Genomic DNA, 25,631 nt, shown 5'->3' with positions numbered 1-25,631 from the left:
CCCTCCGGAAATCGCTCCCCCACCATGGTGACAGACGCGCGAGGCTCAACGCACCGCGAGGGGATGAGACTTCTTTCATGCCGACCGGCAGCCGGCCGGGCACGAGGGGGCGAGACGGCGCGAGAGGGGCGGGGATGCGGCATCCCGGCCCCTCTCGCCCGCTCGAGCGAAGCGGGGATCAGGCGAGCTCGCCGGCCTCCAGCAGGTCGGTCACGAGCGCCGCGATCGCCGACCGTTCCGACCGGACGAGCGTCACGTGACCGAACAGGCCGTGGCCCTTGAGCGTCTCGATCACCGAGGCGACGCCGTCGTGGCGTCCGACGCGGAGGTTGTCGCGCTGGCCCACGTCATGCGTGAGCACGACGCGGGAGTTCTGCCCGATGCGGCTGAGCACCGTCAGCAGCACATTGCGCTCGAGCGACTGCGCCTCGTCCACGATCACGAACGCGTCGTGCAGCGAGCGGCCGCGGATGTGCGTGAGCGGCAGCACCTCGAGCAGGCCCCGTTCGATGACCTCGTCGAGCACGTTGCCCGACACGACGGAGCCGAGCGTGTCGAAGACCGCCTGCCCCCACGGGTTCATCTTCTCCTGCTGGTCGCCCGGCAGGTATCCGAGCTCCTGCCCGCCGACGGCGAACAGCGGCCGGAACACGATGATCTTGCGCTGCTGCTGCCGCTCGAGCACGGCCTCGAGGGCCGCGCACAGTGCGAGCGCGGACTTGCCCGTTCCGGCCCGGCCGCCGAGCGACACGATGCCGACCTCGGGGTCGAGCAACAGGTCGATCGCGATCCGCTGCTCGGCCGAGCGCCCGTGCAGGCCGAACACCTCTCGGTCGCCGCGCACCAGCCGGTACTCGCCGTCGCCGACGACGCGGCCGAGCGCCGACCCGCGTTCGGAGTGGATGATGAGGCCGGTGTTCACGGGCAGACCGCGGACGTCCTCGCTGACCGCGATCTCACTCTCGTACAGGTCGCTGACGTCGTCGCCCGACACGTCGAGCTCGGCGATCCCGGTCCAGCCGGAGTCGATCGCCTGCTCGGCCAGGTACTCCTCGGCGGTGATGCCGAGCGAGGCGGCCTTGACGCGCATCGGCAGGTCCTTCGAGACGACGGTGACCTCCTGCCCGTCCTGGGCGAGGTGCATCGCGACCGCGAGGATGCGGCTGTCGTTGTCTCCGAGGCGCATCCCCGACGGCAGCACGGTCGCGTCGGTGTTGTTCAGCTCCACCCGCAGCGTGCCGCCCTCGCCCACGGGGACGGGGAAGTCCAGCCGACCGTGCTCGACGCGCAGCTCGTCGAGATGCCGCAGCGCCTGCCTCGCGAAGTACCCGATCTCGGGGTCGTGCCGCTTGCCCTCGAGCTCGGTGACCACCACGACCGGGATCACGACATTGTGCTCGGCGAAGCGGAAGAACGCCCGCGGATCGCTCAGCAGCACCGACGTGTCGATCACATAGGTGCGGAGTTGTTGATCCTGCTCCGCAACCCGCTCGAGATCCTGACTGCGCTGCTTGTGTGGTGCTCGTGTGGTCACAACCCACTCCCGCCCCGGGTGGAGAACCCGGCAGTCACGAGTCGACCATGGGCCACGAGTCGCGATCCGGAAGGCCGACTCGACCGGGCGCTCTGCCCGATGTGATGAACGTACGTCGACCTGCCGACATCGCGTGCGCACGACACGCACGCCGAGGTGACGCGCTGGTGAATTTCCGGATGCCGCGACCTGCGGCATCCGGAGCTCACCAGACGCGTGCGGAGGAGAAGGCCGCCAGCGCGTCGCCGAACAGCCGCAGCGTGTCGGCGCCCGTGCCCACGTGCGGAGAGACGCGGATGCGGCCGGCCCGCGCGGTCACGGTGAGCCCGTGGTTGGCGAGCGAGGCCGCGAGCGGGGCGGCGTCCTGAGCGGCCGGCTCGAGCGTGACGATGCCCGCCCGGCGCTCGGGCTCGCGGGGCGTGATGACCGGCACCTCGTAGCGGTCCGCGAAGAAGATGACGTCGGCGGTGCGGGCGAGCAGCTCGGCCTCGATCGTGGGCACGCCGACGTCCGCGACATCGCGCAGTGCCGAAGCGAGGCGCGCCGCGGCGAGCGTGTCGGGGCCGGCGACCGAGAAGGCCTGCGCGGACGCGGAGGGCGCCGGGACGGCGTCCAGCGGCAGATCGCCGTCGACGCCGCGGAATCCGGACAGGACGGGCGCGATCCGCTCCAGCGCGCGCTCGCCGAACCACGAGAAGCCGGTGCCCCGGCCGGCGCGCAGCCATTTGTAGCCGTGGCCGCACACCACGTCCGCGACGGAGTAGTCGGCATCCACCACGCCGAACCCCTGGATCGCGTCCACGATGAGCAGCCGGTCGCCGATCACCTCGCGCAGCGCGGGGAGGTCGACCCGGTATCCGGTGCGGAAGTCGACGAGGCTCACCGCGAGTGCGCTGGTGTCGTCGGTGAGCGACTCGCGCACCACGTCGGGGGTGATGAGCCCGTCGGCGGGTTCCAGCCACTGGAGGCGGATCGCGCCGAGCGCCTCCGACGCGCGAGTGGCCGCGACGGTGAGGCTGGGGAACTCGCCTCGGCCCAGCAGGAGTCCGCCCGACAGGCCATAGAGGGCGTGCATGAGACCGTACGTCGTCGACGGCTGCAGCACCACCTGGGCGGCATCGGCCCCCATCAGCTCGGCGACCAGCTCACGCGCCTCGCGCACGTGATCGGCCACGAGGTCGATGCTCGTCCGGCGGCCGGAGCCGAGCAGCTCGGTGTCGGCCTGCGCCTCGACGCGCACAGCGGGTGAGAGCGGTCCGAACGCGGCCCAGTCGAGATACCCCGGTTCCCCATCGAACGACGCCTGATACGAGTCCAGATCCGTCACGCGGATCATTCTGGCAGAACGTCCGGTCCGGCGTTCGCGCGGATCTATCCGCCGAACCGGCGATCCCGCGAGGCGAAGTCGCGGATCGCGCGGAGGAAGTCCACCTCGCGCAGATCCGGGCCGAGCGCCTCGACGAAGTAGAACTCGCTGTGCGCGGACTGCCACAGCAGGAAGTCGCTCAGGCGCTGCTCGCCCGAGGTGCGGATGACGAGGTCGGGATCGGGCTGCCCGCCGGTGTAGAGGTGCTCGCCGATCTGCTCGGGGGTCAGGCTCGCCGCGAGCTCGTCGAGCGACCCGCCCTCGACCTGATGCTGCGCGATGATGCTGCGCACCGCGTCGACGATCTCGCCGCGGCCGCCGTAGCCGACGGCGAGGTTCACGTGCAGGCCGCGGTGGGAAGCGGTCCGGCGCTCCGCCTCGGCGAGCACGCGCGCGAGATCGGCGGGCAGCGCGTCGGCGCGCCCCACGTGCTTCACACGCCAGTCCCGCTCGTGCGAGACCTCGTCGGCGAGCTCGGCGATGATCTCGATGAGGTCCGACAGCTCGCGGGAGTCGCGCTTGCGCAGGTTGTCGTTGGAGAGGAGATAGAGCGACACCACGCGGATGCCGACGTCGTCGCACCAGCGCAGGAACTCGCGCATCTTCGCGGCTCCGGCCCGGTGGCCGTGCGCGGCCGAGGTGTAGCCGAGCTGGCGCGCCCAGCGACGGTTGCCGTCGATCATCATCGCCACGTGGCGCGGGACCGTCGCCGGATCGAGGCGTCGACGCAGCCGGTTGATGTAGAGGCGATAAAGGGGCCCTCTGCCCTCGTTCGCCGAACCACGCGCCACATGCCTACGCTACCCCCGGGCGGCCGGGGTCCCTAGCCTGACACCGGGTTCCAGCACCCGTGGGACCTCATGTTCCGCTCACGGCATGCGTCGCCGCCTACGCTGGGCACATGAGCCGCCGTCGCCGTCTTCCCTCGGCCCCCGAAGTCCCCGTGCTGCCGCTCATGGACGCCGCCGCGGTCGACGCGGCGACGCCCGACCTCAAGCCGACGTGGCGCGGCTGGATCCACGCCGCGACGTTCCCGGTGGCGATCGCCGCAGGGGTCGTGCTCATCGTGCTCGCCCAGGGCGCGCCCGCGAAGTGGGCGTCGGCGGTCTTCATGGCGACCTCGCTGCTGCTGTTCGGCAACTCGGCGATGTACCACCGCTTCAACTGGAAGCCGAAGACGAAGTCGATCCTGAAGCGGATCGACCACGCGAACATCCTGCTGCTGATCGCCGGCACGTACACGCCGATCGCGACGCTCGCGCTGCCGCCCGAGAACGGCCTGCTGCTGCTGGTGCTGGTGTGGAGCGGCGCCCTGCTCGGCATCCTGTTCCGGGTCTTCTGGATCCACGCGCCACGCTGGCTCTACGTCGCGCTCTACCTCGTTCTGGGGTGGGCGGCGGTCATGTACCTTCCCGACCTGTTCCGGGCGAACGCGGCGATGATGATCCTCGTGATCGTCGGGGGTCTGCTCTACACCGGCGGCGCGGTCGTGTACGCGCTCAAGCGGCCCAATCCGTGGCCCGGCCACTTCGGCTTCCACGAGATCTTCCACGTGTGCACCGTCCTGGCCTTCCTCTGCCACTGGACGGCGTGCCTGCTCATCGCGCTGGACCCGCTGTCGCCCTCGCTCGGACTCCCCGGCTGAGCCGGCGCCGCGCGGCCGCGCGGTCGGTCGGCCGGCGACGGATGCCGCGGCTCAGCGCCTCGCAGGAGGCTCGTCGTCGTCCGGGTCGATGCGCTGGTCGTCGATGTCGGTCGCCTCGACCGCACGCGCGGCCTGCTCCTCGGCATCCAGCTCTTCCTGGATGTCGGCGCGCACGCGTCCGCGCCGGATGCGGCGCATCATGTCCCAGACGAGGAGCACGACCGCCAGGGCGACCAGCGCGGTGATGACGAACCCCCACACGCCCGGGGTCACGAGTTCGGGATCCGGCTGGGTCGGCGTCGGCGACGGGGTCGCCGCGGCGTGGGCCAGTGCGGCGATCGCGTGGTGCATGGGTGTCCTCGCTCTGCTCGCCGTGCGAGCGGTCGGGGTGTCGTGGGCCGTGCACAGGAGCGCATAGCCTGGATACCAGCCTAATCTTCCGGCACATCCCCCGAGACTCAGGAGAGGCATGACGACGCAGGACATGCTCGACGACCGGTACGGTCGCCGCCGCTCCCCCGCCCGTCGCTGGTTCCTCGCCCTCGGGGCCCTGGTCGCCGTCGCGGCGGTCGGATACGTCGGCTGGTCGGTCGTGCAGGGCACGCTCGACGCGGTCGACGCCGACACGACGTCGTTCGAGGTCGTCGACGAGCACTCGGTCTCGCTCGGCTTCCAGATCACCTCTCCCCCCGGGCGGGACGTGGCCTGCGCCATCGAGGCCCAGGACGAGGAGCACGGCGTCGTCGGCTGGCGCGTGGTCGAGATCCCGGCCTCCGAGCTGCACGCGCGGGCCCTGCGCGAAGTGATCCCCACGACGGCACTCGCCACGACGGGTTTCGTGAACTCCTGCTGGGTCGTCGCGCCGTAGCGGCAGGTGTTCTCGCCGTCGCGACAGGTTTTGCCCGAGTCGGCGGGGTGACGTAGTCTGTCGGGACTGCAGTCGATACACGCCCTGGCCGTGAGCCGGGGCGTTCGGTTTATCGACCGTCCCCGCCGACCGAAGGAGTCAGCCGTGTCGAACGACGCCCCCGTGACCTTCCTGACCCAGGACGCCTACGACCGCCTCGCCGCCGAGCTCGAGCACCTCTCGACGACGGGCCGCGAAGAGATCGCCAAGCGCATCGAAGCCGCCCGCGAGGAGGGCGACCTCAAAGAGAACGGCGGCTACCACGCCGCGAAGGACGAGCAGGGCAAGCAGGAGGCGCGCATCCGCACGCTCCAGCAGCTGCTGAAGACCGCCAAGGTGGGCGAGGCGCCCGAGAGCACCGGAGTGGTGGAGCCCGGCACCGTCGTCACGGCGGTCATCGCCGGCGGTGAAGAGGTGTTCCTGCTGGGCAACCGCGAGATCGCCGCGGGCTCCGAGCTCGACGTCTACAGCGAGGCGTCGCCGCTGGGCGAGGCCATCCTCGGCCGCAAGGAGGGCGAGAAGACGTCGTACACCGCGCCCAACGGCCGCGAGATCGCCGTCGAGATCGTGAAGGTCGAGACCTACAACGGCCAGTGACCGGCGCCCGCACGACGGGTTCGCGCGGAGTCCCTTCTAGTCGGGCACGACGGTCGGCGTGTAGCCGGCCTCCTCGAGCACCGCGATGACGTGCGCCCGGTGCTCCTCGCCCCGCGTCTCGACGCTCAGCTGAAGGAACACCTCGCTGATCTGGAGCCCCTGCCCGTGGCGGGTGTGCAGCACCTCGATCACGTTGGCACCGGCGATCGCGAGCAGCTCCGAGACGCGCGCGAGCTGTCCGGGACGATCGGGCAGCGGGATCCGCAGCGTCATGTAGCGACCGGATGCCGCGAGCCCGTGCGCGACGACGCGCTGCAGCAGCAGCGGATCGATGTTGCCGCCGGACAGCACGCTCACGGTGGGTCCGCTCGCGGCCACCTTGCCGGCGAGGATCGCCGCGACGCCGACGGCGCCTGCCGGCTCCACGACCTGCTTGGCCCGTTCGAGCAGCACCAGCAGCGCCCGCGCGATGTCGTCCTCCGACACCGTGACGACCTCGTCGACGAGGTCGCGGATGATCTCGAACGGCAGGTCGCCGGGGCGGGCGACCGCGATGCCGTCGGCGATCGTCGGCAGGGTCGCCACTTCGAGCGGGTGCCCCGCCTTCAGCGACGGCGGGTAGGCGGCGGAGTTCTCGGCCTGCACGCCCACGACGCGCACGGTGCGTCCCTCGGCGGCGGCGCGAGCCTTCACGGCCGCGGCGACCCCCGCGATGAGGCCCCCGCCGCCGATGCCGAGCACCACCGTGCCGAGATCGGGCAGGTCGTCCATCAGCTCGAGTCCCAGGGTGCCCTGACCGGCGATCACATCGGGGTGATCGAAGGGGTGGATGAACACCGCGCCGGTGCGCTCGGCGAACTCCGCGGCCAGGCGCAGCGGCGTCTCGACGGTCGCGCCCTCGAGCACGACATCCGCCCCGTATCCGCGGGTCGCCAGGAGCTTGGGCACCGGCACGCCGAGCGGCATGAAGATCGTGGCGGGGATGCCGAGGGCCTTCGCCGCGAGCGCGACGCCCTGGGCGTGGTTGCCGGCCGACGCCGCGACCACGCCGCGCGCGCGCTCCTCGGACGTCAGACGCGACAGGCGGTACGTCGCACCGCGGATCTTGAAGGATCCGGTGCGCTGCAGGTTCTCGAGCTTGAGGTGCACGGGCACGCCGAGGACGTCCGACAGATGCTGCGACGCGTCGAGAGGCGTGTGCGAGATGACGCCCGCCAGTGCGGCCGCGGCATCCCGGAAGTCCTCGAGGGAAGGGGCGGCCGACGTGCCGGTGCGGGTGCGGGAGGCTGCCGTGGTCATGCGCGGACCCTTCTCGTGCGCGGCACGGTGCTCCAGATGAGGTCGCCGTGCGGTTCCTCGCCCGTCTTCCAGGACTTCTGTGCCAGGTACACCGCGACGACGTTGATGAAGGCGGCGATCGGCACCGCGAAGAGGGCGCCCGGGATGCCGGCGATCATCGCGCCGCCCGCGACGACGAGGACGACCGCGAGCGGATGCACCTTGACGGCCGAGCCCATGAGGAGCGGCTGGAGCACGTGACCCTCGAGCTGCTGCACGCCCAGGACCACGACGAGCATCCACAGCGCGATCCAGGGCCCGTTGTAGACGAGCGCGAGGAACACCGCGACCGCGCCGGTGAGGACGGCTCCGACGATCGGGATGAAGGCGCCGAGGAAGACGAGCACGGCGATCGGGATCGCGAGCGGGACGCCGAGCAGGAAGGCCCCCAGGCCGATGCCGACGGCGTCGATCGTGGCCACGAGGAGCTGCGTGCGCGCGTAGTTCACGACGGTGACCCAGCCGGCACGGCCCGCGCCGTCTGCGGCCGGACGTGCCTTCTTCGGGAACAGCCGGAGCGTCCAGCGCCAGATCCCGGCGCCGTCGGCCAGCAGGCACAGCAGGATGAAGAGCGCCAGGAGCGCGCCGGTGGCGACGTGGCCGAGCGTCGTGCCGAGGGCGAGAGCCCCCGACCACAGCAGTTCGGCCTGTTCCTGCAGGAGGGTCCAGCCCTGATCGAGCAGCCCGTCGATCTGCTCCGCGGTCAGGTGCAGCGGACCGTCGATGAGGTACTGCCGGAACTGTTCCACGGCCTCGACCGTCCGCCCCTGCACCGACGTCCACTGGCGAGCGATCTGCCACCCGACCAGCCACAGCAGGCCGGTCACGATCGCCAGGGTGCCGACGAGCGCGATCACGATCGCGAGCCATTTGGGCACCCGATGGCGCAGCATGAACGCGAACGCCGGCCACAGCAGCGCCGTGACGAGGATGCCGATGAGGAGCGGGATGACCAGCAGCTTCAGCTGGATCACGAGCCAGATCGCGACGCCGATCGCGGCGGCGACGATGAGGAACCGCCACGAGTACGCCGTCGCGATGCGCAGGCCCTGCGGGATCGAGCCCGAGAGCTCCGTCGAGACGACGCGGCTGCGGTCGCGGAGGGCGTCGAACAGCGAGCCGCGGGGCTTGTCTTCGGGGCCGCTCATCCCGCCAGTCTAGGCGCGTCGCATGCCGCCTCGGTCATGCGTCGCCGACCGCCGGCGAGGCCCGGAAGACGTCCAACGGGGATGCCGGCGGGATCCGGCGGGGATGTCGGGGCCGCTCGTTAGGCTGACGCCGTGAGATCGTCACTCAGCGCCGCCGAAGCCCGCCGGATCGCCCTCGCGGCCCAGGGGTTCGCCAAGCCACGCCCGGCCTCGGCCGGCACGCGACAGCTGAACGCCGCGCTCACGCGCATGGCGACGCTGCAGATCGACTCCGTCAACGTCTTCGCGCGCTCGCACTACATGCCGCTGTTCTCGCGCGTGGGCGCGTACGACACCGCGGCCCTCGACCGGCTGCTGTTCTCGCGTCGTCCTCCCTACGTCGAGTACTGGGCGCACGTGGCGGCGTTCATCCCCGCGACCGACTGGGGTCTGTTCCGCTTCCGTATGGACGACATGCGCGCGAAGTACGGGTCGCAGCCCGGCGGATGGTTCGACACCCACCGCGAGATCGTGGACTGGGTCCGCTCCGAGCTCGCCGGACGCGGCCCGCTGCGTCCCGCACAGATCGAGCACGACGCCAAGAAGGGCGCTCGCGGTCCGTGGTGGGACTGGGACGTCGTCAAGCACGCGCTCGAGTACCTGTGGATGTTCGGCGAGGTCGCGATCGCCGGCCGCCGCGGGTTCGAGCGGCGGTACGCGCTCGCCGAGCACGTCATCCCGGAGGAAGTGCTGGCAGCGCCGGTGCCGCGCAGCGATGCCGTGCGCGAGCTCGTCCGGCGCGCCGCGCGCGCCTACGGCGTCGCGACCGCGGCCGACCTCGCCGACTACTGGCGCATCCGCGACCGCAAGGCCGTGCTGGCCGCGATCGGCGAGCTGACCGACGCGGGCGAGCTCGAGCCGGTGACGGTGGCCGGCTGGACGACGGCGGGCCGTCCCGCGCCGGCGTGGCTGCACCGCGATGCGGTCGTGCCGCGACGCGTGCGGGCGGCCGCGATCCTCACGCCGTTCGATCCGGTCGTGTGGTTCCGCGATCGTGCCGAGCGCCTGTTCGACTTCGAGTACCGCATCGAGATCTACACCCCCGCTCCGAAGCGCCGTTACGGGTACTACTCGCTCCCCGTGCTCATCGACGACGACCTCGTCGGTCGCGTCGATCTGAAGGCCGATCGCGGCGCGTCGAGGCTGCTCGTGCAGTCCGCCTGGTGGGAGCACGGCAGACCGGCGGATGCCGCGGCCCGCCTCGCCGAGCAGCTCGAGCTCGCCGCGCGGTGGCAGGGACTCGAGTCCGTGTCGGTCTCGCGCTGGGGCGACGCGGCGGACGATCTCGCCGCCGTGATGCCGGGCGCCGCGCGTCATGACGCCGGACCGGCGGTGCCGGACGCGCTCGCCGACGACGAGCCGGACGAGTTCGCCGACGAGGAGCAGGCGGCTAGCGTGGGGGGATGAAGCGCGCAGCGGTCATCGGCATCGCGATCGCGGGCGCGATCGTCGTCGTCGGGGGCGGCCTGGCGTGGTGGGCCCTGTCACGCGGTCAATCCGCAGAGGACGCTGCGAACTCCTACCTCGCCGCGCTCGCCGACGGCGACCTCGCCACGATCACGGCGATGCGCGCGCCGCTGCCGGAGCGGCAGCAGGAGATCCTCGAGGAGGCGTTCCTCGGCGCATCGGCCTATCTCGCGGACCCGCGCGTCGAGGGACTGGACGAGCAGCCCGACGGCGTCGTCGACGTGCGGGCCTCGGCCGAACTCGCCGGCGAACGCCGGGATCTCCGCTTCGGCATCGAGGCGGACGGCTCCGGCTGGATCCTCTCCGGCGACGACACCGGCACCCTGAGCGTCGACGTGGCGACGGCCGACGGCGCCGCCCTCGGATGGGTGACGGTCGGCGGCGCGGTCGTGCCGGCGACGACACCCGTCGCTCTCCTCCCGGCCGAGTACGTCGTCGCCGCCGCTCCCGTGGACTTCCTCGAGGGCTCCGCCGACGTCGCCATCGGCACGGGCACGCCGGTCAGCATCTCGCTCACCGCAGCGCTCGCCCCCGGCGCCTCGGACCGCGCGCAGGAACAGGTCGACGCCTACGCGGACGCGTGCGCGCAGCCGGCCACGTCGGCGCCCTCCCACTGCGGGATCGTCGTGCCGTGGGCTGCCGACCTCGCGTCGCTCGAGCGGATCTCGTTCCGCATCGAGCAGTATCCCGCCGTCACGCTCGCCGCCGACGCCCGATCGTTCGACGCGACCGGCGGCGTGCTCGTCGCCACGGCGCAGGGGACGACGCGCGACGGCGCCGCGGCATCCTTCACCTACCGCGCCGACGACTGGGCGCTACGCGGCACGGTGGCGCTCGAAGGCGACCGCGTCGTGCTCAGCGTCCACTGAGAATCTCGAGCAGGATCGGCCGCGCGGAGCGATCCGCGTCAGAACTGCACCCGGGGCGGCTCCGAGATCGCGGCGCCGTCGATGACCTCGAAGAACTCGCGCTCGTGGAATCCGAGGTTGCGGGCGAACAGGTTGTTCGGGAAGACCTTGATCTTGGTGTTCAGCTCCCGCACGCCGCCGTTGTAGAAGCGACGCGACGCCTGGATCTTGTCTTCGGTGTCGACCACCGCCTGCTGCAGCTGCAGGAAGTTCTGGCTCGCCTGCAGCTGCGGATAGGCCTCCGCGACCGCGAACAGCGACTTCAGCGCCTGCTGCATGTGCCCTTCGGCGACGCCCGCATCGGCGGGCCCCGCCGCCGTCAGCGTCTCGGCCCGCGCGCGGGTGACGTTCTCGAACACGGCCTTCTCGTGCGCGGCGTATCCCTTGACCGCCTCGATGAGGTTCGGCAGCAGATCGGCGCGACGCTTCAGCTGCACGGTGATGTCGCTCCACGCCTCGTCCACCCGCACGTTCAGCTGTACGAGCGAGTTGTACGTCGCCCACAGGTAGATACCGGCGATGACGATGAGCGCCACCACGATGATGACTGCGATCAGCCATTCCATAGCCGAGTCTCCGTTCGAGGTTTGCCCCTCATCCTAGCCACGGCGGCTTCGAGGCCCCTGTTCCGGACGCTACTCTCAGGCGTTACCCACCGAGCACCCGGTCGAGGTAGGCGTTGCGGAACAGGCGCTCGGGATCGAGTCGGTCGCGCAGCGCCACGAAGTCGCCGAAGCGCGGATACCGCTCCCGCAGCCCGGACGCGTCCAGGGTGTGCATCTTGCCCCAGTGCGGACGCCCTCCGAACGAGAGCATGATCTGCTCCACCGCCTGGAAGTACTCGGTGGGGTCTTCGCGCCAGTATCGGTGCACGGCGATGTACGCCGACGCGCGCCCGTGGGCGGTCGACAGCCAGAGGTCGTCCGCCGCGGCGAAGCGCACTTCGACGGGGAACCCGATGCGCCACCCCCGTTCGTCGATCAGCGCCCGCAGCGCGTCGAACGCGGGACGGACGTTCTCGGCGGGCAGCGCGTACTCCATCTCGCGGAAGCGCACCGAGCGTGACGTCGCGAACACGCGGTTCGAGGCATCCGTGAATTCACGGTCGCCCCACACCTTGGCCGCGAGGCGGTTGATCGGCGGCACGAGCGGCGGGATCGCCCGGCCGAGGGAGCACGCCACCTGATGCAGGCCGTTGCCGACGAGGACGTCGTCGACCCATTTGCCGACGGGTGGGAGCCGATGCCGGGGCGCGCTCTCGGGAAGCCGCGTGTTCGTCTTCGTCATCGCCCGGTCGGTGTGCGGGAACCAGTAGAACTCGAAGTGATCGACCCCCGCGACGCGGTCCTCGAGCGCGGCCAGCACCTCGTCGAGCGGCTCGGGCCGCTCCTCCGCGTGCAGCACGAACGCGGGGACGCAGCGCAGCGTCACCTCGACGAGGATGCCCAGCGCGCCGAGGCCGAGGGCGACGGCGGGGAGCAGTTCGGGCTCGTGGTCCTTGTCGATGCGCAGCAACTCGCCCGTCGCAGTGACGAGGGTCGCGCCCACGACCTGCGTCGCGATGCCGCCGAATCGGGCGCCCGTGCCGTGCGTTCCGGTCGAGATCGCGCCGGCGATCGACTGCCGGTCGATGTCGCCGAGGTTCTCCATCGCGAGGCCGTAGGGGGCGAGCAGCGCCGGGATTCGGTGCAGCCGCGTGCCCGCGAGGAGGGTCACCTGCGATCGCTCGACGTCGACCGACACGAGCCCGCTGAGGTCAGGCAGCTCGAGCAGGACGCCCGGTGCGACGGCGATGCCGGTGAAGCTGTGCCCGGCGCCGACCGCCTTGACCGGCATCCGCTGCGTCGCCGCCGCCTGCACCGCGCGCTGGACGGCTTCGACCGTGCGCGGGAACTCCACCCGCTGCGGGCGCACCGACTCGGAGCGGCCCCAGTTCTGCCACCTGCCGCCGGGTCGCGTCACAGGAACGCCTTCCCCTCGCCGCGGTAGGTGTCCACGGTGCCGACGACGGCTCCCGCGTCCACCACGTGGTAGCGATCGACGCGCTCGGCAAGCTCCCCGCTCTTGGCATGGCGGAACCACACCCGGTCGCCGACGCGGAGGTCCCGGGCCGCGTCGCCGCGCAGCGGTGTCTGCACCTCGCCGGCACCCTCCCTGGAGGCCATGCGGAGGCGCTGCGGCCACACCGGCCGCGGCTGCCGCGACTCGAGGGCGGGCCCCGACGCGATCCAGCCGCCGCCGAGCACGGTCGCCACGTCCGGCGCGGGCTTGCGCACGACCTCGAGGGCGAACGCCGCAGCAGGCGCCGGATCGAACGCGCGGTAGCCGTCGAACAGGTGACCGGCGAGCAGCCCGCTTCCGGCGGTGAGCTCGGTGACGGCCTGATCGGATGCCGTGACCTCGAGCGACCCCGTCCCGCCGCCGTTGACGAACTCGAGGGGCGCGATGTCGCGGAGCGCCGTGACGATCGCCGCACGGCGATCCCGCAGCTCGGCCGCCGAGCGTCGCTGCATCCACCGGATGACGGCGTCGCCGGAGCCGGTGGCATCTCCCTGCCCCGCGATCTGCGCCTCGTACATCATGAGGCCGACGAGGCGGTACCCGGGCCGGGCGGCGACCGCCCGGGCGAGCGCAGCCACCTCCGCGGCTTCATGCACGGGCGAGCGGAGCACCCCGATGTGCCCGAGCCCCGGGGCGCGCCAGGAGGCGTCGGCGTCGATGGCGACCCGCAGGACGGGCCGGTGCGCCGCGGGCACGACCGCGTCGACGAGGTCGAGCTGTGCGACGTCGTCGATCATGAGCGTGATCCGCGACGCGGCGAGCTCGTCGGCGGCGAGGGCGGCGATCGCAGCCCGGTCGGCGGTGGGATAGCCCAGGACGATGTCGTCGTGCGTCCCGGCGAGCCAGAGCGCCTCGGGCAGCGTGAACGCGAGGATGCCGCGATAGCCCGGGAGCGCCAGCACCGCGTCGAGCACCTCCCGCACGCGCACGGACTTGCTCGCGACGCGGATCGGCACCCCACCCGCGCGCACGACCAGATCCAGCGCGTTGTAGCGCAGGGCGTCGACGTCGATCGCGGCGACGGGGCCGCTGATCGCCGTGACGGCATCACTCATGGCGCCCCAGTAGGACGCGGCGTTGCTCCACGGCGTCGTCGCCGGGGACGTGGACAGCAGATCGAGACTCATTCGGCCCGTTCCGGGTGCGCGCACATGCGGACCAGCCTAGAGGCGATGTGCCGTCGCGCCCGGCGAAGCCAGGGGTGCGTCGCGTACCCCCGGTGGGATTCGAACCCACACTGTGGCGAGTTTAAGTCGCCTGCCTCTGCCGGTTGGGCTACGGGGGCCGATCGCCTCCCGCAGGAATGCGAATGCCGCGATCCATCCTCTCAGACAGGTCGCGGCATCCGTTCGACGCTCAGCTGCTCGCAGCCACCTTCTCGGCGGCCTTCTTGCGCGGCGCCGGCTTCTTGACGGGCTCGGCCGCCTCGACCGGCTGGGCCGGACGCGGGCGCGCCGCGAACTCCTCGAAGACGTAGCGGGGGCTCTGCACCGTCGACAGGTTCACGAGGTCGCGGCCGAGCCAGAAGTTGTTCCACCAGCCCCACAGCACGCGCCACTTGCGCTCCCACGACGGCATGGCCAGGCCGTGGTAGCCGCGGTGGGCGAGCCACGCGATCGGGCCCGTGAGCGCGAGCTTGCCCGACTGGAAGACACCGACCCACAGGCCCAGGCCCGCGACCGCGCCGAGGTTCTTGTGGAAGTAGTCGCGGGGCAGCTCGCCACGGAGCACCGCGACGAGGTTCTTGGCGAGGAGCTTGGCCTGGCGCACGGCGTGCTGCGCGTTGGGCACGCAGTAGCCGCCGACTCCGCCACCCGACAGGTCGGGGACGGCCGACACGTCGCCCGCGGCCCACGCGCCTTCGACGATCTCGTCCTCGGTGCCCACACGCAGGTCGGCCCGGGTGCGGATGCGACCGCGCTCCTCGACGGGGAGGTCGCTGCCGCGCACCACCGTCGGGTTCGCCATGACGCCGGCGGTCCAGATGATCAGGTCGGTCGGGATGACCTCGCCCGAGGACAACTCGACGTTGCCGCCGACGGCCCCGGTGACCTGCGTGTCGAGGTGCACGGACGCACCGCGGTGGGCGAGATTCCTCAGCACCCACTCGCTCGTCTTCAGCGACACCTCGGGCATGATGCGGCCCATCGCCTCGATGAGGTGGAAGTGCGTGTCGTCGAACGTGAGCTGCGGGTAGCTCTTGACCAGCGACGAGGCCAGCGAGCGCAGCTCGGCGAACACCTCGATGCCGGCGAAGCCGCCGCCGACGACGACGACGGTCAGCAGCCGGTCCCGCTCCGGACCGGGAGGCAGGACCGACGCCTTGTCGAAGTTCGACATCAGCTTGTCGCGGATCGCGACCGCCTCTTCGATCGTCTTGAGGCCGATCGCGTTGTCGGCGATGCCGGGGATCGGGAAGGTGCGCGAGACGGCGCCGGCGGTCACGACGATCTGGTCGTAGGCGAACTCGTACGGCTCCCCCGCGATCGGCGTGATCGTCGCGACCTTGTTCGCGTGGTCGATGCCGGTCACCTTCGCCGCGATGACGGTGGTGCGCTTGAGGTGGCGGCGCAGCGCGACCACCGAGTGACGCGCCTCGATGGAGCCCGCCGCGACCTCGGGAAGGAACGGCTGATACGTCATATACGGCAGCGGGTCGACGATCGACACCTCCGCCTCGCCGCGGCGCAGCTGCTTCTCGAGCTTCCAGGCAGTGTAGAAGCCTGCGTAGCCGCCACCGACGATGAGGATCTTGGGCACGGTGTTGGTCACGAGTGGAGAACTCCTCCTGTGTCAGCGGCTCGGCGCGCGGGACGCCAATCGGATGCGTCGGACAGCTGCGGTGACGCCGAGCGCCACCAGTATAGCCGCCGCCGTGAGCACCGAGAGCGGCAGGGTGCCGTAGAGAAGCGTAGTGCGATCGGGCAGCAGCGGCGACTCCGCCGGCGCCGCGGGCTCGGCGCGCGGCAGCGGCGGGACCTCGACGGTCGGCGCCGGCTCGGGCGGCAGCGACGGGTTGTCGGCGCGGCGGTACACGCGCACCCACTCCGCGAGGCTCCCCATCGGATTCTCCGTCACCGCGGGGACCGAGGCCGACACGGCGGCTGCGGCATCCACGAGTCCCTGTCCGTACAGCAGCGGGTCGGGAGCCGTCGTCGCGCCGGGGGCGGGGCGCGCCGTCTCGAGGATCCGGTTGATGACGTTGTTCGCGTCGAGGTCGGGGTGCGCGCTGCGCACGAGCGCGACGATGCCGGCGACGATGGGGGCGGCGCCGCTGGTGCCGTCCCACTCCACCAGACGCCCGTCGCGCGAGACGCCGATCAGCTTCTCGCTCGGCGCGGCGACGCCGATCGTGATGCCCTGCGTCGAGGCATCCACGCTCGCGCGTCCCTGCGGGTCCACCCCCGCCACGGTCAGCACGCCCGGGATCGTGGCGGGCGCGCCGACGCCCGTCGTGCCGCTGGCGCGGTTGCCGGCCGCGACGACGATCACCACGTCGTTCTCGAACGCGTACAGGAACGCGTCGTCCCAGCTCTCGGGCCAGTCGGGCACATTCGTCGTGAGCGACATGTTGATGACGTCGGCGCCGTGGTCGACCGACCACCGGATGGCCTCGGCGATCTGATCGGTGAACGATCGGGTCGCCGCCGACCCGAAACCGACCGACACCGACAGCAGATCGGCCTCGGGCGCCACGCCGATCATGCCGGTATCGGGCCCGGTGCCGCGGCCGGCCGCGAGCGAGGCCACCCAGCTGCCGTGATCGGCGTCGATCGCGCCGACCGGCGTGCGGCCGTCGCCCGAGCCGACTCCCGACACGTCGGTGCCGCCGACGACGGCGCCGGTGAACTCCACGGGCCCCTTGGCGATGCCGGTGTCGATGACGGCGATCGTCACCCCGGCGCCGCGCGTGGTCTGCCATGCCGTCTCGATGCCGTAGTCGGCGAGCCAGTACTCGGCGGCCCGGACCGGGTCCTCCTCGGCAGCGGGCGCGGTCGGCGTCGGCGCCGTCGGAACGGCGGTCGCGGGCGCCGCAGCGACGAGCGTCAGGGCTGCGGCGACGGATGCGGCGGCCGCCGCGACGGCGGCGATCCCGCGGCGCGTCATCCGGCCGATCCCGGCTGCGCGCACGCGCAGCGGTCGGGCGACCACGTCGACCGGGCGAGAGCACGATCGCCGATCGGATTGACCCCCGGTCCTGCCGCGAGCGCGTGTCCGGCCAGCGCGTGCAGGCACTTGACGCGCGTCGGCATGCCGCCCGCGGAGATGCCGTCGATCTCTTCGACGATGCCGTACGACGCGCGATCCCGCAGGTACGACTCGTGGGCGCGCTGGTACGCAGCCGCGACCTCGTCGTCGGCGAGCTCCGCGGCCAGCTCCGGCATGACGTGGTCGGCCTCGAGCATCGACATGGCGGCCGTCGCGGCCGGGTGCGTCAGGTAGTAGAACGTCGGGAACGGCGTGCCGTCGGGAAGACGGGGCGATGTCGCCACGACCGTGGGGTTGCCGCACACGCATCGTGCGGCGATTCCGACCACGCCACGGGCGGGGCGGCCGAGCTGCTCGCGCAGGACGGCGAGGTCGGTCTCACGGACGGCAGGGAACGGCGGAGTCGTCACGCCGCCAGGGTACCCGTGGCTGCTGGGACGAGGCTGGATCGCCCTCGTCCCCGGGGGTGACGCAGGGGCGACGGATGCCGCGCCGGCGCGTCGCTCAGGGCGTCGGGTCGGGAGTCGGGTCGGGGTCGGGGACGCCGATCGTCACCGGGGCGACCGTCTGCGCGAGGCCGGACTCGGTCACCGACCTCACCAGCTGCGACATCCAGTCGGTGCGGGTCTGCCGCACCTCGTCGCTCACCGGCTCCTGCTCCTGAGGGGCGAGCTCGGGAGGCAGGTCGTTGTCGACGAGGTAGACGACCTCGCCGGGACGGACGTAGTACAGCCGCTCCCGCGCCTGCGTCGTGATGTACGCCGGGTCGCGCCAGCGCTCGCGCTGCGACTCGAGCTCGGCGACCTCCTCGCGGCTGAGCTGCACGGCCGCCTCGAGAGCGGCGATCCGCTGCCGCTGGTCGACATACGTGCCGATCGTCGGCACCAGCACGAACGCGGCGAGCACCACGAGGCCCAGCATGATGACCATGAAGCCCGAGAGGCGGATGCCGCCCAGCCACTCGCGCACGTCGACCGGTCGCCGCGGAGGGCGACGGCGCGGCGCGGCGTCCGCGCGCGGGGGACGAGAAGGGGGAGCCGTCGTCTTGGCCACGGCTCCCCCTTCTGTCAGGACACGCTGTCAGGACACGTCGAACGCTGTCAGCGCATCAGCCCTTGAAGCGCGGGAACGCTCCGCGGCCGGCGAACACCGCCGCCTCGCCGAGCTCCTCCTCGATGCGCAGAAGCTGATTGTATTTCGCGACGCGCTCGCTGCGGGCGGGCGCGCCGGTCTTGATCTGACCCGCGTTGACGGCCACGGCGAGGTCGGCGATCGTGGTGTCCTCGGTCTCGCCCGAACGGTGCGAGAGCATCGACCGGTAGCCGTTCTGGGTCGCCAGCGCGATGGCGTCGAGCGTCTCGGACAGCGTGCCGATCTGGTTGACCTTGACCAGCAGCGCGTTGCCGACGCCGAGGTCGATGCCCCGCTGCAGGCGCTCGGGGTTGGTGACGAACAGGTCGTCGCCGACCAGCTGCACCTTCGAGCCGATCTTGTCGGTGAGCGCCTTCCACGCGTCCCAGTCGTCCTCGGCGAGGGCGTCCTCGATCGTGACGACGGGGTAGTTCGCGACGAGGTCGGCGAAGTAGTCGGTGAGCTCCTCGGCCGACCAGGCCTTGCCCTCGACGGTGTACACGCCGTCCTTGAAGAACTCGGTCGCGGCGACGTCCAGGCCCACGGCGATGTCCTGGCCCGGCGTGAAGCCGGCCTTCTCGATCGCCTTCATGAGGAAGTCGAGACCCTCGCGGTTGCTCGGCAGGTCGGGCGCGAAGCCGCCCTCGTCGCCGAGGCCGGTGGCGAAGCCCGCGGCCTTCAGCTCGCCCTTGAGCACGTGGTAGACCTCGGTGCCCCAGCGCAGCGACTCGGCGTACGTCTCGGCGCCGATCGGAGCGATGAAGAACTCCTGGAAGTCGATGCCGTTGTCGGCGTGCTCGCCGCCGTTGATGACGTTGAACAGCGGCACCGGGAGCACGTGCGCGTTCGGGCCGCCGAGGTAGCGGAACAGCGGCAGGTCGGCCGAGTCGGCCGCGGCCTTGGCGACGGCGAGCGAGACGCCGAGGATGGCGTTGGCGCCCGTGCGCGACTTGTTCTCGGTGCCGTCGGTGGCGATGAGGATCTCATCGATGACGCGCTGCTCGCTCGCCTCGACGCCCTCGATCGCGGGGCCGAGCTCGTCGATGACGGCCGAGACGGCCTTCAGGACGCCCTTGCCGTTGTAGCGGCCCTTGTCGCCGTCCCGAAGCTCGTATGCCTCGAAGGCGCCGGTCGATGCGCCGGAGGGGACGGCCGCACGCTGGACGATGCCGTCGTCGAGCAGCACCTCCACTTCGACGGTCGGGTTTCCGCGCGAGTCGAGGATCTCGCGCGCGCCTACAGCCTCGATCTGTGCCACAGGGTGACTCCTTGCTTGTGGAGGGTGGTTCGTCGGAGCGTCGTCGGTCCGCCCCCGAGTCTAGTGACCGCGGATGCCGCGGTCAGCGGGCCTGCTCGTCAGAGGCTCCGCGCAGTGCGAAGCGATGCGTCGAGGGGCGTGGGGGCGTGGGGGCGTGAGGAGCATCCGTTACACGACGACGGCGATCGCGATGCCGTCGTACCCCTTGGCGTCGAGGGTCTGCAGCGCCGTCGCGTCGAAGCGGGGGTCACGGCCGAGCATCTCGAGCCCGCGCTGGACCCCGATGATCTGCGGGTTCTCGGTGGCGGGGTTTGCGACCTCGCCGCCGCGCACGGTGTTGTCGACGACCACGACGGTGCCCGGTCGTCCCAGTCGCGCCGCCCAGTCGAGGTAGATGGTGTTCGACTCCTTGTCGGCGTCGATGAACACCAGATCGAAGGGGGCCTCCGAGGTGAGCGTGGGCAGCACGTCCGCGCCGCGTCCGAGGCGGATGTCGACCTTGTCGCCGACGCCGGCGCGGTCGAGGTTGGCACGCGCGATGTCGGCGATGCGCGGTTCCGCCTCGATCGTCACGACGCGACCGTCGTCGGGCACGCCGCGCGCGAGCCAGATCGTCGAGTACCCGCCCAGCGTGCCGACCTCCAGCACGCGGCGCGCGCCCGAGATCCGCGCGATCAGATGCAGCAGCTTGCCGTTCACCGGCGCCACCTCGATCGCTGGCAGGCCCGCCTGGTTCTGCTCGGCGACGGCCTGCTCCAGTCCCGGCTCGTGCCCTACCAGGGTGTCGGTGAGGTAGGCGTCGACACGACGCCAGAGGTCGGGAGTGGGGTCGGTCATGGCTCCAGCCAATCGGGCGCCCCGCCGGGCGTCAAGACCGCGCGCGCCCCCGGACGATGAGGGCTTCGAGCAGCGCCGCCCCGGTGCGGGCGTCGTCCACGGTGACCACGAACCGCCGGCCGTCGCGACGGGTGACTTCGATCGCCTCGCCGCGGCGCAACACGACGCCGAACCGCCGGCCGTGCGGAGCGATCCGCAGGCCCCAGCCGCCGAACTCCCCCATCGGGTCCACGACGACGCAGGCCGCCGAGGCGGTGTCGGCCAGCGGCACGCCGAAGCGGGGGATGCCGAGGAGCGACGCCACATGCAGCCCCGTGTCGTCCACCCGGACGTGGAACGCCACGGTGGTCGCGACCAGCGCGAGCAGGAGCACGGCGACGGCGCTCAGGATCCAGGCCGCGCCTCCGCCCGCCCCGGTGACCCAGGCTGCGACCGCTGCGGCGGCGATGCCCGCCGCAGCGATCAGGAGCACGGTGGCCGCGGCCGTGGACATCGCCGCCGTGCGCACCCACAGTGCACGTTCGGTGGGTCCGAGATCCAGAGGCGCCGCCGGCGCCGCGGTCTGCCCCGGCGTGTCTTGACGCGGCTGCAGCCACCACGCGGCGACGCCCGCAAGCGCCCCCGCGAGGAACGAGCCGACGAGGCTCCCCCACACCGCGGGAGCGTCGGCCGGCGACGAGAGCGCCGCCTGCATCGCGAACGTCCACGTGAACGCGACCGTCACGAGAGCCGAGGTGGCGGCTGCCATCGCGCCGACCAGCCGGTAGGTGCTGCCGCGCTCTCCGCGCCGGAGTCCCGGCAGGCTCGTCAGTGCGAGCAGCACGGGGATGCCGAACCCGAACGCGATCGTCGCGATCGGCTGCGTCCACGCCGGCGCGAAGCGGTCGGCCTGGCCCGAGGCGTTCCAGTGGACCGCGATCGTGGCGGGCGCCGAGGGAAGGAGGGCGAGCTGCACCGCCGCGCCGATCGCGACGAAGACCAGCGGCAGCAGGATCGCGACGAGGACGAACCGTCGCAGGACCGGATCGGTGCGGGTCATCGGACTTCTCCTTCGGACGAGGTGCCAACAGCAGGAGCGGCGGCAGGACGGGAGGCCGCCGGTGCGCCGGCGCGGAACTGCCGCATCAGCACGATCACGGCGATCACCACGGCCAGGACGACCCAGGAGACCACGCCGAGAGCGCCGGCCCACGCGAGGTCGGGCGTCTCGCCGGCCGCAGCGAGCACGAGCACGAGCGACCCGACGGCGTTGAGCGAGCCGTGCGCGAGCACCGCCGGCCACAGCGAGGCGCTGCGCAGGCGCAGCCACCCCAGCAGCAGACCCCAGAAGACGCAGCCGCCGACCATGAGGAGGAGGCCGACGACGTCGGCGCGGCCGAAGTTGTAGCCGAGCAGGATGACCGGCGCGTGCCACAGTCCCCACAGCGCGCCTGTGAGGAGCAGCGCCGGCCACGTGCCCAACGGCAGGAGCGCGGTCTGCAGCCACCCTCTCCAGCCCAGCTCCTCGCCGAACGCGAGGACGCTGTTGATGAGGGCGCCGACCGGTATCGCGGCGAACTGCGCCACCACCAGCACGGCGATCGGGAGCGTCGGCGCTCCCGCCGGAGTCGCGTCGGCGACCTGTTCGGCGAAGCCCGAGAAGCTCACGAGGTCGAGGCGCACGAGACCGAGCGCCCCGCTCAGCAGAGCCGTCGCGGCCACCACCACGACCGGCACGATCAGCGCGAGCGCGAGGAAGAGCAGGAGTCGCCCGGCCGGGCGCAGCGGCCACAGCCCGAGGAAGCGCGCGCGATCGCGGCGCGGGACGCGGAACACGAAGGTGACGAGGACGGCCGCCACCGCGGGCGTGAACATCATGAGCGGCAGGAGCAGCGGCGCGAGCGGGGACGCGAGCCCGTCACCGAGCCACAACGGCAGGGCGACGAGCCACGCGAGTCCGCAGGCCAGCAGCGCGAACGCGACGACCGCGGGCCACGGTACGCGGGCGGCCGGCGCGGGGGACGCGACGGTCTCGGAGCGATCAGCGGTCACGGGCGATCTCCTTCACAAGGGCGGCGAGGGCGTCGGGCGGGATTCCCGCCGCACGTGCGCGCGCGGCGAGGTGCTGGATGTCGTTGCGGAGCTCCTCGAGCACCCCGGCCTGGGAGGTGACGACGGCACCGCGCCCGCGGCGGAGCTCGACGAGTCCGGCGTCGCGGAGATCCTGATAGGCGTGCAGGACCGTGTGCACGTTGACGCCGAGCGCCGAAGCGATCTCGCGCGCGGCCGGAAGACGCTCTCCGGGCCGCAGCCGGCCGGCGGCGGCGTCCGCACGCACCGAATCGGCGATCTGCGCGAACAGCGGCGTCTCGCTCTCGGGATCGATGCGCAACAACACGCGCTAACTCTAGTACAACTAGAACAATTGTGCATGCCCGCCAATCGATTGTGCCGACGCAGCGGCCTTCGCGATGCTGGTGCGCATGCGCGTGACCCCCCGCCGCCTCGCCGTCGGCATGAGCCTGTGGATCCCCAACCTCTTCAGCGGCATCCGCGTGAGGCGCTTCGCCGACGACTGGACCAGCGCCACCGTAGAGCTGCACATCAACGTCTTCACCCGCAACTACGTCAAGACGGCGTTCGGCGGCTCGATGTCGGCCATGACCGACCCGTACTACTTCATGCTCGTGATGCACCAGCTCGGGCGCGACTACGTCGTCTGGGACACGCGCGGCGAGATCGAGTTCCTCAAGCCCGGCCGCGGCGTGCTCACCGCGCAGTTCGAGGTGCCGCGCGAGAAGGCGCAGGAGCTGCGAGAGCGGGCGCGCGGCGGAGCCAAGGTGCTCGAGTGGTTCGAGACCGAGATCACGGACGCCGCGGGCGATGTCGTCGCGCGCGTGCGGCGCGAGGTCTACGTGCGTGAGAAGAAGCGGGTCACGCACGGCCGCGGATGACCGGCGTCCCGGCGTCAGTGAGCTGAGCGATACTCCGTCGCAGTGAACCCGAGCACCGCGCGGAAGTCGTTCGCGAGGTGCGCCTGGTCGGCGTAGCCGAGCTCGGCCGCGATCTCGGCGAGGGCGGTGTCCGGCTCGTCCCGCACACGCTGCGCCGCCTCCTGCAGACGCCGGCGCCGGATCATCGCGGCGGGCGAGAGGCCCACGGTGCGGTGCGCGAGGCGCTGGAGCGTGCGCACCGACACGCGCAGGCGCTCGGCCGCGTCGTCCACGCGCAGGATCGATGCGTCGGTCATGAGGAGGTCGGACACCGCGTTCGCGAGGCGTCCCTCGGGCGTCGGCGCACCCACGCGCGACACGATCCACTCCGCGAGCACATGCGATGCCGCCTCGGCGTCGGGCATCGCGGCGGCGACCGCGGCACGCAGTCCCGGCACCTCGAGCGCGAGGTGACCGTCCACGAGATCGCTCGGCGCATCGTGCAGCCGGGCGAGGGCCGCCGGACGCAGCAGCGCGCCCACCGCCCACCCGCTCCCCCGCAGCACCCGCTCGCTGAGCCGGGTCGTCGCTCCCCACAGCGACACCGCATCGGCGTCGACGACGAGGTTCGCCGCCGGGTAGGCGAGCACGGGCTGGCGCGACTCGGCGCCCGCCGGGAGGTCCCACTGCGGGATCCAGAACCACCTCACGAGAGCGGAGGCCTCGCCCGAGGGCTCGAGCCGCGTGAAGCGCGGCAGCCGCTGCGGGTACAGCACGCCGCGGGCTCGGTCGATCCCCGGTTCGGTCACGCACGCCACGGTAGCGGTGGGATCCGACGCGCAGGTCGTCGCGAATCTTCAAGCCTGCGGCATCCGTCGGCCCCGACCATGGCGGTATGGACACGACCGACACGACCGGCGCGACAGGCCGGTACACGACCGACGGTCGCCCGCATGCTGCGACCACCCTTACCCCGTTCCTGGTGATCCGCGGCGCGAAGGCGGCCCTGGACTTCTATCGCGACGTCTTCGGCGCGCGCGTGACCGACGTGACCGAGTTCGACGGACTCGTCGTGCACGCCGGGCTCGACTTCGGACTCGGACTGCTGCAGGTCGGCGAGCCCAGCCCGCAGTACGGCACGATCGCGGCGCCCGGGGGCGAGGACGACTGCTACTCGATCGGCATCTACGTGCCTGATGTGGACGCTGTGACCGCGCGTGCGGTCGCGGCCGGAGCCACCGTGCGCGAAGAGCCGTCGACCTTCGTCTCGGGCGACCGCTTCGCGAGCATCCGCGACCCGTTCGGCGTGCGCTGGTCGATCATGACGCGGGTCGAGGACCTCTCCGAGGAGGAGAGTGCGGCGCGGGTCGCGGAGTGGGCGGCGTCGGCCGGCCAGGACTGAGGCCGCTGCCCGCTCCGCGCGCCGGCTCGAGGGCGCCGAGGAGCGCGGGCAGCAGCGCCTCGGCCGTGCGGCGGTACCCCATGGCACTGGGGTGGAACCGGTCGAGGCTGAACATCTCGTCCGGCTGGGTCACGAAGAAGGGCCCCACCGCGCGGCGCAGCGACACCGCCCGCGCGCCGAGGCGCTCCGCCGCCGCGGCCTGCGCGTCGGCGAGCTGCCGCGACAGCCGCGATCCTAGTGCGCGCAGCGGCTGCGGCACCGGGCGCAGCGCACCGAGATCGGGGCACGTGCCGACCACCACCGCCGCGCCGCGGCCCTGCAGGCCCCGGATCGCGTCCTCGAGGTGACCGATCGACGTCGCGACCGGAACCCGGTGCGTGACGTCGTTGCCGCCGACGACGATCACGGCGAGGTGGGGACGGTACTCGGCCGGGAGTCCGTCGATCTGCGCGGCGAGGACCGACGACTCCGCGCCCACGATCGCGGCGGTGCGCAGCCGCACCGGGCGGCGCAGCCGCCGCGCGAGACCCTTCGCGAGCCGCGCGCCGAGCGTGTCCTTGCGTCGCTCCGCCCCGAGCCCCGCGGCGATGGAGTCGCCGAGCACGACCAGCTCGACCGGCTCGCCCTCGAAGCGCCGGCGCCAGACCCGGTCGGCGTCGAGCGCCTGCTCCCCCAGCGGCTTGCCGATCCGCCGGCGGGCGATCGCCGCCTGCCTCGACAGCACCGCCCGGCCGCCGAGCAGCACCAACGACGCGCCGAGCGCGAGCCCGAGCACACCGACGAGGACGACGCGGGGCGTCGTGTCACGCGAACGGGACATGCCGCCCATGACACAGCGCGCGGGTGAACGGATGCCGTCGCCCGGGTGACGA

The 25,631-nt window shown here is 72.1% G+C and carries 27 protein-coding genes and 1 tRNA gene; 7 read left to right on the top strand and 21 right to left on the bottom strand.

Annotated features, from left to right (window positions below):
• Positions 1-178: 178 nt before the first annotated feature.
• The 3 genes from IM778_RS06190 to IM778_RS06180 all read right to left on the bottom strand — a co-directional run bounded on the left by IM778_RS06190 (position 179) and on the right by IM778_RS06180 (position 3,691).
• Entirely contained in the window at positions 179-1,534 is a 1,356-nt protein-coding gene (locus IM778_RS06190; RefSeq protein ID WP_194411172.1) for a PhoH family protein, read from the bottom strand.
• Positions 1,535-1,739: 205 nt separating this feature from the next.
• On the bottom strand, positions 1,740-2,870 hold the full coding sequence (locus IM778_RS06185) for an aminotransferase class V-fold PLP-dependent enzyme (protein WP_194411171.1): 1,131 nt from the start codon (positions 2,868-2,870) through the stop codon (positions 1,740-1,742).
• A gap of 35 nt (positions 2,871-2,905) precedes the next feature.
• Positions 2,906-3,691 (bottom strand): isoprenyl transferase, encoded by a 786-nt coding sequence (locus tag IM778_RS06180; protein WP_194411170.1) that lies wholly within the window; start codon positions 3,689-3,691, stop codon positions 2,906-2,908.
• A 110-nt stretch (positions 3,692-3,801) separates the two neighbouring features.
• On the opposite strand from IM778_RS06180, the gene trhA reads away from it, so the two are divergent.
• Positions 3,802-4,545, top strand: a complete 744-nt coding sequence (gene trhA / locus IM778_RS06175) for a PAQR family membrane homeostasis protein TrhA (protein WP_228484777.1) — start codon at positions 3,802-3,804, stop codon at positions 4,543-4,545.
• Positions 4,546-4,596: 51 nt separating this feature from the next.
• On the opposite strand, the gene IM778_RS06170 is transcribed toward trhA, so the two are convergent.
• Positions 4,597-4,896, bottom strand: coding sequence for a hypothetical protein (locus IM778_RS06170; RefSeq protein ID WP_194411169.1), 300 nt, complete (start codon positions 4,894-4,896; stop codon positions 4,597-4,599).
• Positions 4,897-5,014: 118 nt separating this feature from the next.
• Here IM778_RS06170 and IM778_RS06165 point away from each other — a divergent pair, with 118 nt between their 5' ends.
• Entirely contained in the window at positions 5,015-5,413 is a 399-nt protein-coding gene (locus IM778_RS06165) for a DUF4307 domain-containing protein (protein ID WP_194411168.1), read from the top strand.
• A gap of 144 nt (positions 5,414-5,557) precedes the next feature.
• Positions 5,558-6,049, top strand: a complete 492-nt coding sequence (gene greA, locus IM778_RS06160) for a transcription elongation factor GreA (RefSeq protein ID WP_194411167.1) — start codon at positions 5,558-5,560, stop codon at positions 6,047-6,049.
• A 36-nt stretch (positions 6,050-6,085) separates the two neighbouring features.
• Here the strand turns inward: greA and ilvA are convergent, their stop codons facing one another.
• Together ilvA and IM778_RS06150 are read right to left on the bottom strand one after the other, a co-directional pair.
• Complete coding sequence (gene ilvA, locus IM778_RS06155) at positions 6,086-7,348, bottom strand: threonine ammonia-lyase (RefSeq protein ID WP_194411166.1); 1,263 nt, start codon at positions 7,346-7,348, stop codon at positions 6,086-6,088.
• The gene (locus tag IM778_RS06150; RefSeq protein ID WP_194411165.1) at positions 7,345-8,535 is read right to left on the bottom strand and encodes an AI-2E family transporter; all 1,191 of its coding nucleotides are present in this window, start codon (positions 8,533-8,535) and stop codon (positions 7,345-7,347) included. Before IM778_RS06150 ends, ilvA begins: the two co-directional genes overlap by 4 nt.
• Positions 8,536-8,667: 132 nt before the next feature.
• Between IM778_RS06150 and IM778_RS06145 the strand changes: the two genes are divergently transcribed.
• On the top strand, positions 8,668-9,981 hold the full coding sequence (locus tag IM778_RS06145) for a winged helix-turn-helix domain-containing protein (RefSeq protein ID WP_194411164.1): 1,314 nt from the start codon (positions 8,668-8,670) through the stop codon (positions 9,979-9,981).
• Positions 9,978-10,910: a hypothetical protein gene (locus tag IM778_RS06140; RefSeq protein WP_194411163.1), complete on the top strand. Its 933-nt coding sequence runs from the start codon at positions 9,978-9,980 to the stop codon at positions 10,908-10,910. Before IM778_RS06145 ends, IM778_RS06140 begins: the two co-directional genes overlap by 4 nt.
• 38 nt (positions 10,911-10,948) lie before the next feature.
• Here IM778_RS06140 and IM778_RS06135 read toward each other — a convergent pair whose 3' ends face one another.
• The 13 genes from IM778_RS06135 to IM778_RS06075 all read right to left on the bottom strand — a co-directional run bounded on the left by IM778_RS06135 (position 10,949) and on the right by IM778_RS06075 (position 22,822).
• Positions 10,949-11,515 (bottom strand): LemA family protein, encoded by a 567-nt coding sequence (locus tag IM778_RS06135; protein ID WP_194411162.1) that lies wholly within the window; start codon positions 11,513-11,515, stop codon positions 10,949-10,951.
• 82 nt (positions 11,516-11,597) lie between these two features.
• On the bottom strand, positions 11,598-12,911 hold the full coding sequence (locus IM778_RS06130) for a D-arabinono-1,4-lactone oxidase (protein ID WP_194411161.1): 1,314 nt from the start codon (positions 12,909-12,911) through the stop codon (positions 11,598-11,600).
• The gene (locus IM778_RS06125) at positions 12,908-14,137 is read right to left on the bottom strand and encodes an alanine racemase (protein WP_194411160.1); all 1,230 of its coding nucleotides are present in this window, start codon (positions 14,135-14,137) and stop codon (positions 12,908-12,910) included. Before IM778_RS06125 ends, IM778_RS06130 begins: the two co-directional genes overlap by 4 nt.
• A gap of 84 nt (positions 14,138-14,221) precedes the next feature.
• Positions 14,222-14,295: transfer RNA gene (locus IM778_RS06120), tRNA-Leu, on the bottom strand.
• A 71-nt stretch (positions 14,296-14,366) separates the two neighbouring features.
• Entirely contained in the window at positions 14,367-15,770 is a 1,404-nt protein-coding gene (locus IM778_RS06115) for an NAD(P)/FAD-dependent oxidoreductase (protein WP_194411748.1), read from the bottom strand.
• A 33-nt stretch (positions 15,771-15,803) separates the two neighbouring features.
• On the bottom strand, positions 15,804-17,117 hold the full coding sequence (locus IM778_RS06110) for a S8 family serine peptidase (protein WP_194411159.1): 1,314 nt from the start codon (positions 17,115-17,117) through the stop codon (positions 15,804-15,806).
• Entirely contained in the window at positions 17,114-17,629 is a 516-nt protein-coding gene (locus IM778_RS06105) for a DUF501 domain-containing protein (RefSeq protein WP_194411158.1), read from the bottom strand. The genes IM778_RS06110 and IM778_RS06105 overlap by 4 nt, the downstream gene beginning before the upstream one ends.
• A 94-nt stretch (positions 17,630-17,723) precedes the next feature.
• On the bottom strand, positions 17,724-18,272 hold the full coding sequence (locus IM778_RS06100) for an FtsB family cell division protein (protein ID WP_228484776.1): 549 nt from the start codon (positions 18,270-18,272) through the stop codon (positions 17,724-17,726).
• A gap of 55 nt (positions 18,273-18,327) precedes the next feature.
• Entirely contained in the window at positions 18,328-19,608 is a 1,281-nt protein-coding gene (gene eno, locus IM778_RS06095) for a phosphopyruvate hydratase (RefSeq protein ID WP_194411157.1), read from the bottom strand.
• 168 nt (positions 19,609-19,776) lie between these two features.
• Positions 19,777-20,445, bottom strand: coding sequence for an O-methyltransferase (locus tag IM778_RS06090; protein ID WP_194411156.1), 669 nt, complete (start codon positions 20,443-20,445; stop codon positions 19,777-19,779).
• Between the two features lie 31 nt (positions 20,446-20,476).
• On the bottom strand, positions 20,477-21,484 hold the full coding sequence (locus IM778_RS06085; RefSeq protein WP_194411155.1) for a DUF1648 domain-containing protein: 1,008 nt from the start codon (positions 21,482-21,484) through the stop codon (positions 20,477-20,479).
• Positions 21,481-22,476 carry a CPBP family intramembrane glutamic endopeptidase gene (locus tag IM778_RS06080; protein WP_194411154.1) on the bottom strand — a complete coding sequence of 332 codons (996 nt, stop codon included), beginning with the start codon at positions 22,474-22,476 and terminating at the stop codon, positions 21,481-21,483. The genes IM778_RS06085 and IM778_RS06080 overlap by 4 nt, the downstream gene beginning before the upstream one ends.
• Entirely contained in the window at positions 22,466-22,822 is a 357-nt protein-coding gene (locus IM778_RS06075) for a GntR family transcriptional regulator (protein WP_194411153.1), read from the bottom strand. The genes IM778_RS06080 and IM778_RS06075 overlap by 11 nt, the downstream gene beginning before the upstream one ends.
• A gap of 85 nt (positions 22,823-22,907) precedes the next feature.
• Here IM778_RS06075 and IM778_RS06070 point away from each other — a divergent pair, with 85 nt between their 5' ends.
• Positions 22,908-23,378 carry a DUF4442 domain-containing protein gene (locus IM778_RS06070; RefSeq protein ID WP_194411152.1) on the top strand — a complete coding sequence of 157 codons (471 nt, stop codon included), beginning with the start codon at positions 22,908-22,910 and terminating at the stop codon, positions 23,376-23,378.
• A gap of 14 nt (positions 23,379-23,392) precedes the next feature.
• Here the strand turns inward: IM778_RS06070 and IM778_RS06065 are convergent, their stop codons facing one another.
• Positions 23,393-24,166: a helix-turn-helix transcriptional regulator gene (locus tag IM778_RS06065; protein WP_194411151.1), complete on the bottom strand. Its 774-nt coding sequence runs from the start codon at positions 24,164-24,166 to the stop codon at positions 23,393-23,395.
• Positions 24,167-24,252: 86 nt separating this feature from the next.
• On the opposite strand from IM778_RS06065, the gene IM778_RS06060 reads away from it, so the two are divergent.
• Positions 24,253-24,759: a VOC family protein gene (locus IM778_RS06060; protein WP_194411150.1), complete on the top strand. Its 507-nt coding sequence runs from the start codon at positions 24,253-24,255 to the stop codon at positions 24,757-24,759.
• On the opposite strand, the gene IM778_RS06055 is transcribed toward IM778_RS06060, so the two are convergent.
• On the bottom strand, positions 24,677-25,579 hold the full coding sequence (locus IM778_RS06055) for an SGNH/GDSL hydrolase family protein (protein WP_194411149.1): 903 nt from the start codon (positions 25,577-25,579) through the stop codon (positions 24,677-24,679). The two genes, IM778_RS06060 and IM778_RS06055, sit on opposite strands and share 83 nt — an antisense overlap.
• Positions 25,580-25,631 lie beyond the last annotated feature (52 nt).

Source organism: Microbacterium cremeum (assembly GCF_015277855.1).
GTDB classification, from domain to species: Bacteria; Actinomycetota; Actinomycetes; order Actinomycetales; family Microbacteriaceae; genus Microbacterium; species Microbacterium cremeum.
Note: the sequence above shows the minus strand (reverse complement) of the source record. Positions and strands in the feature narration are given on the sequence as shown.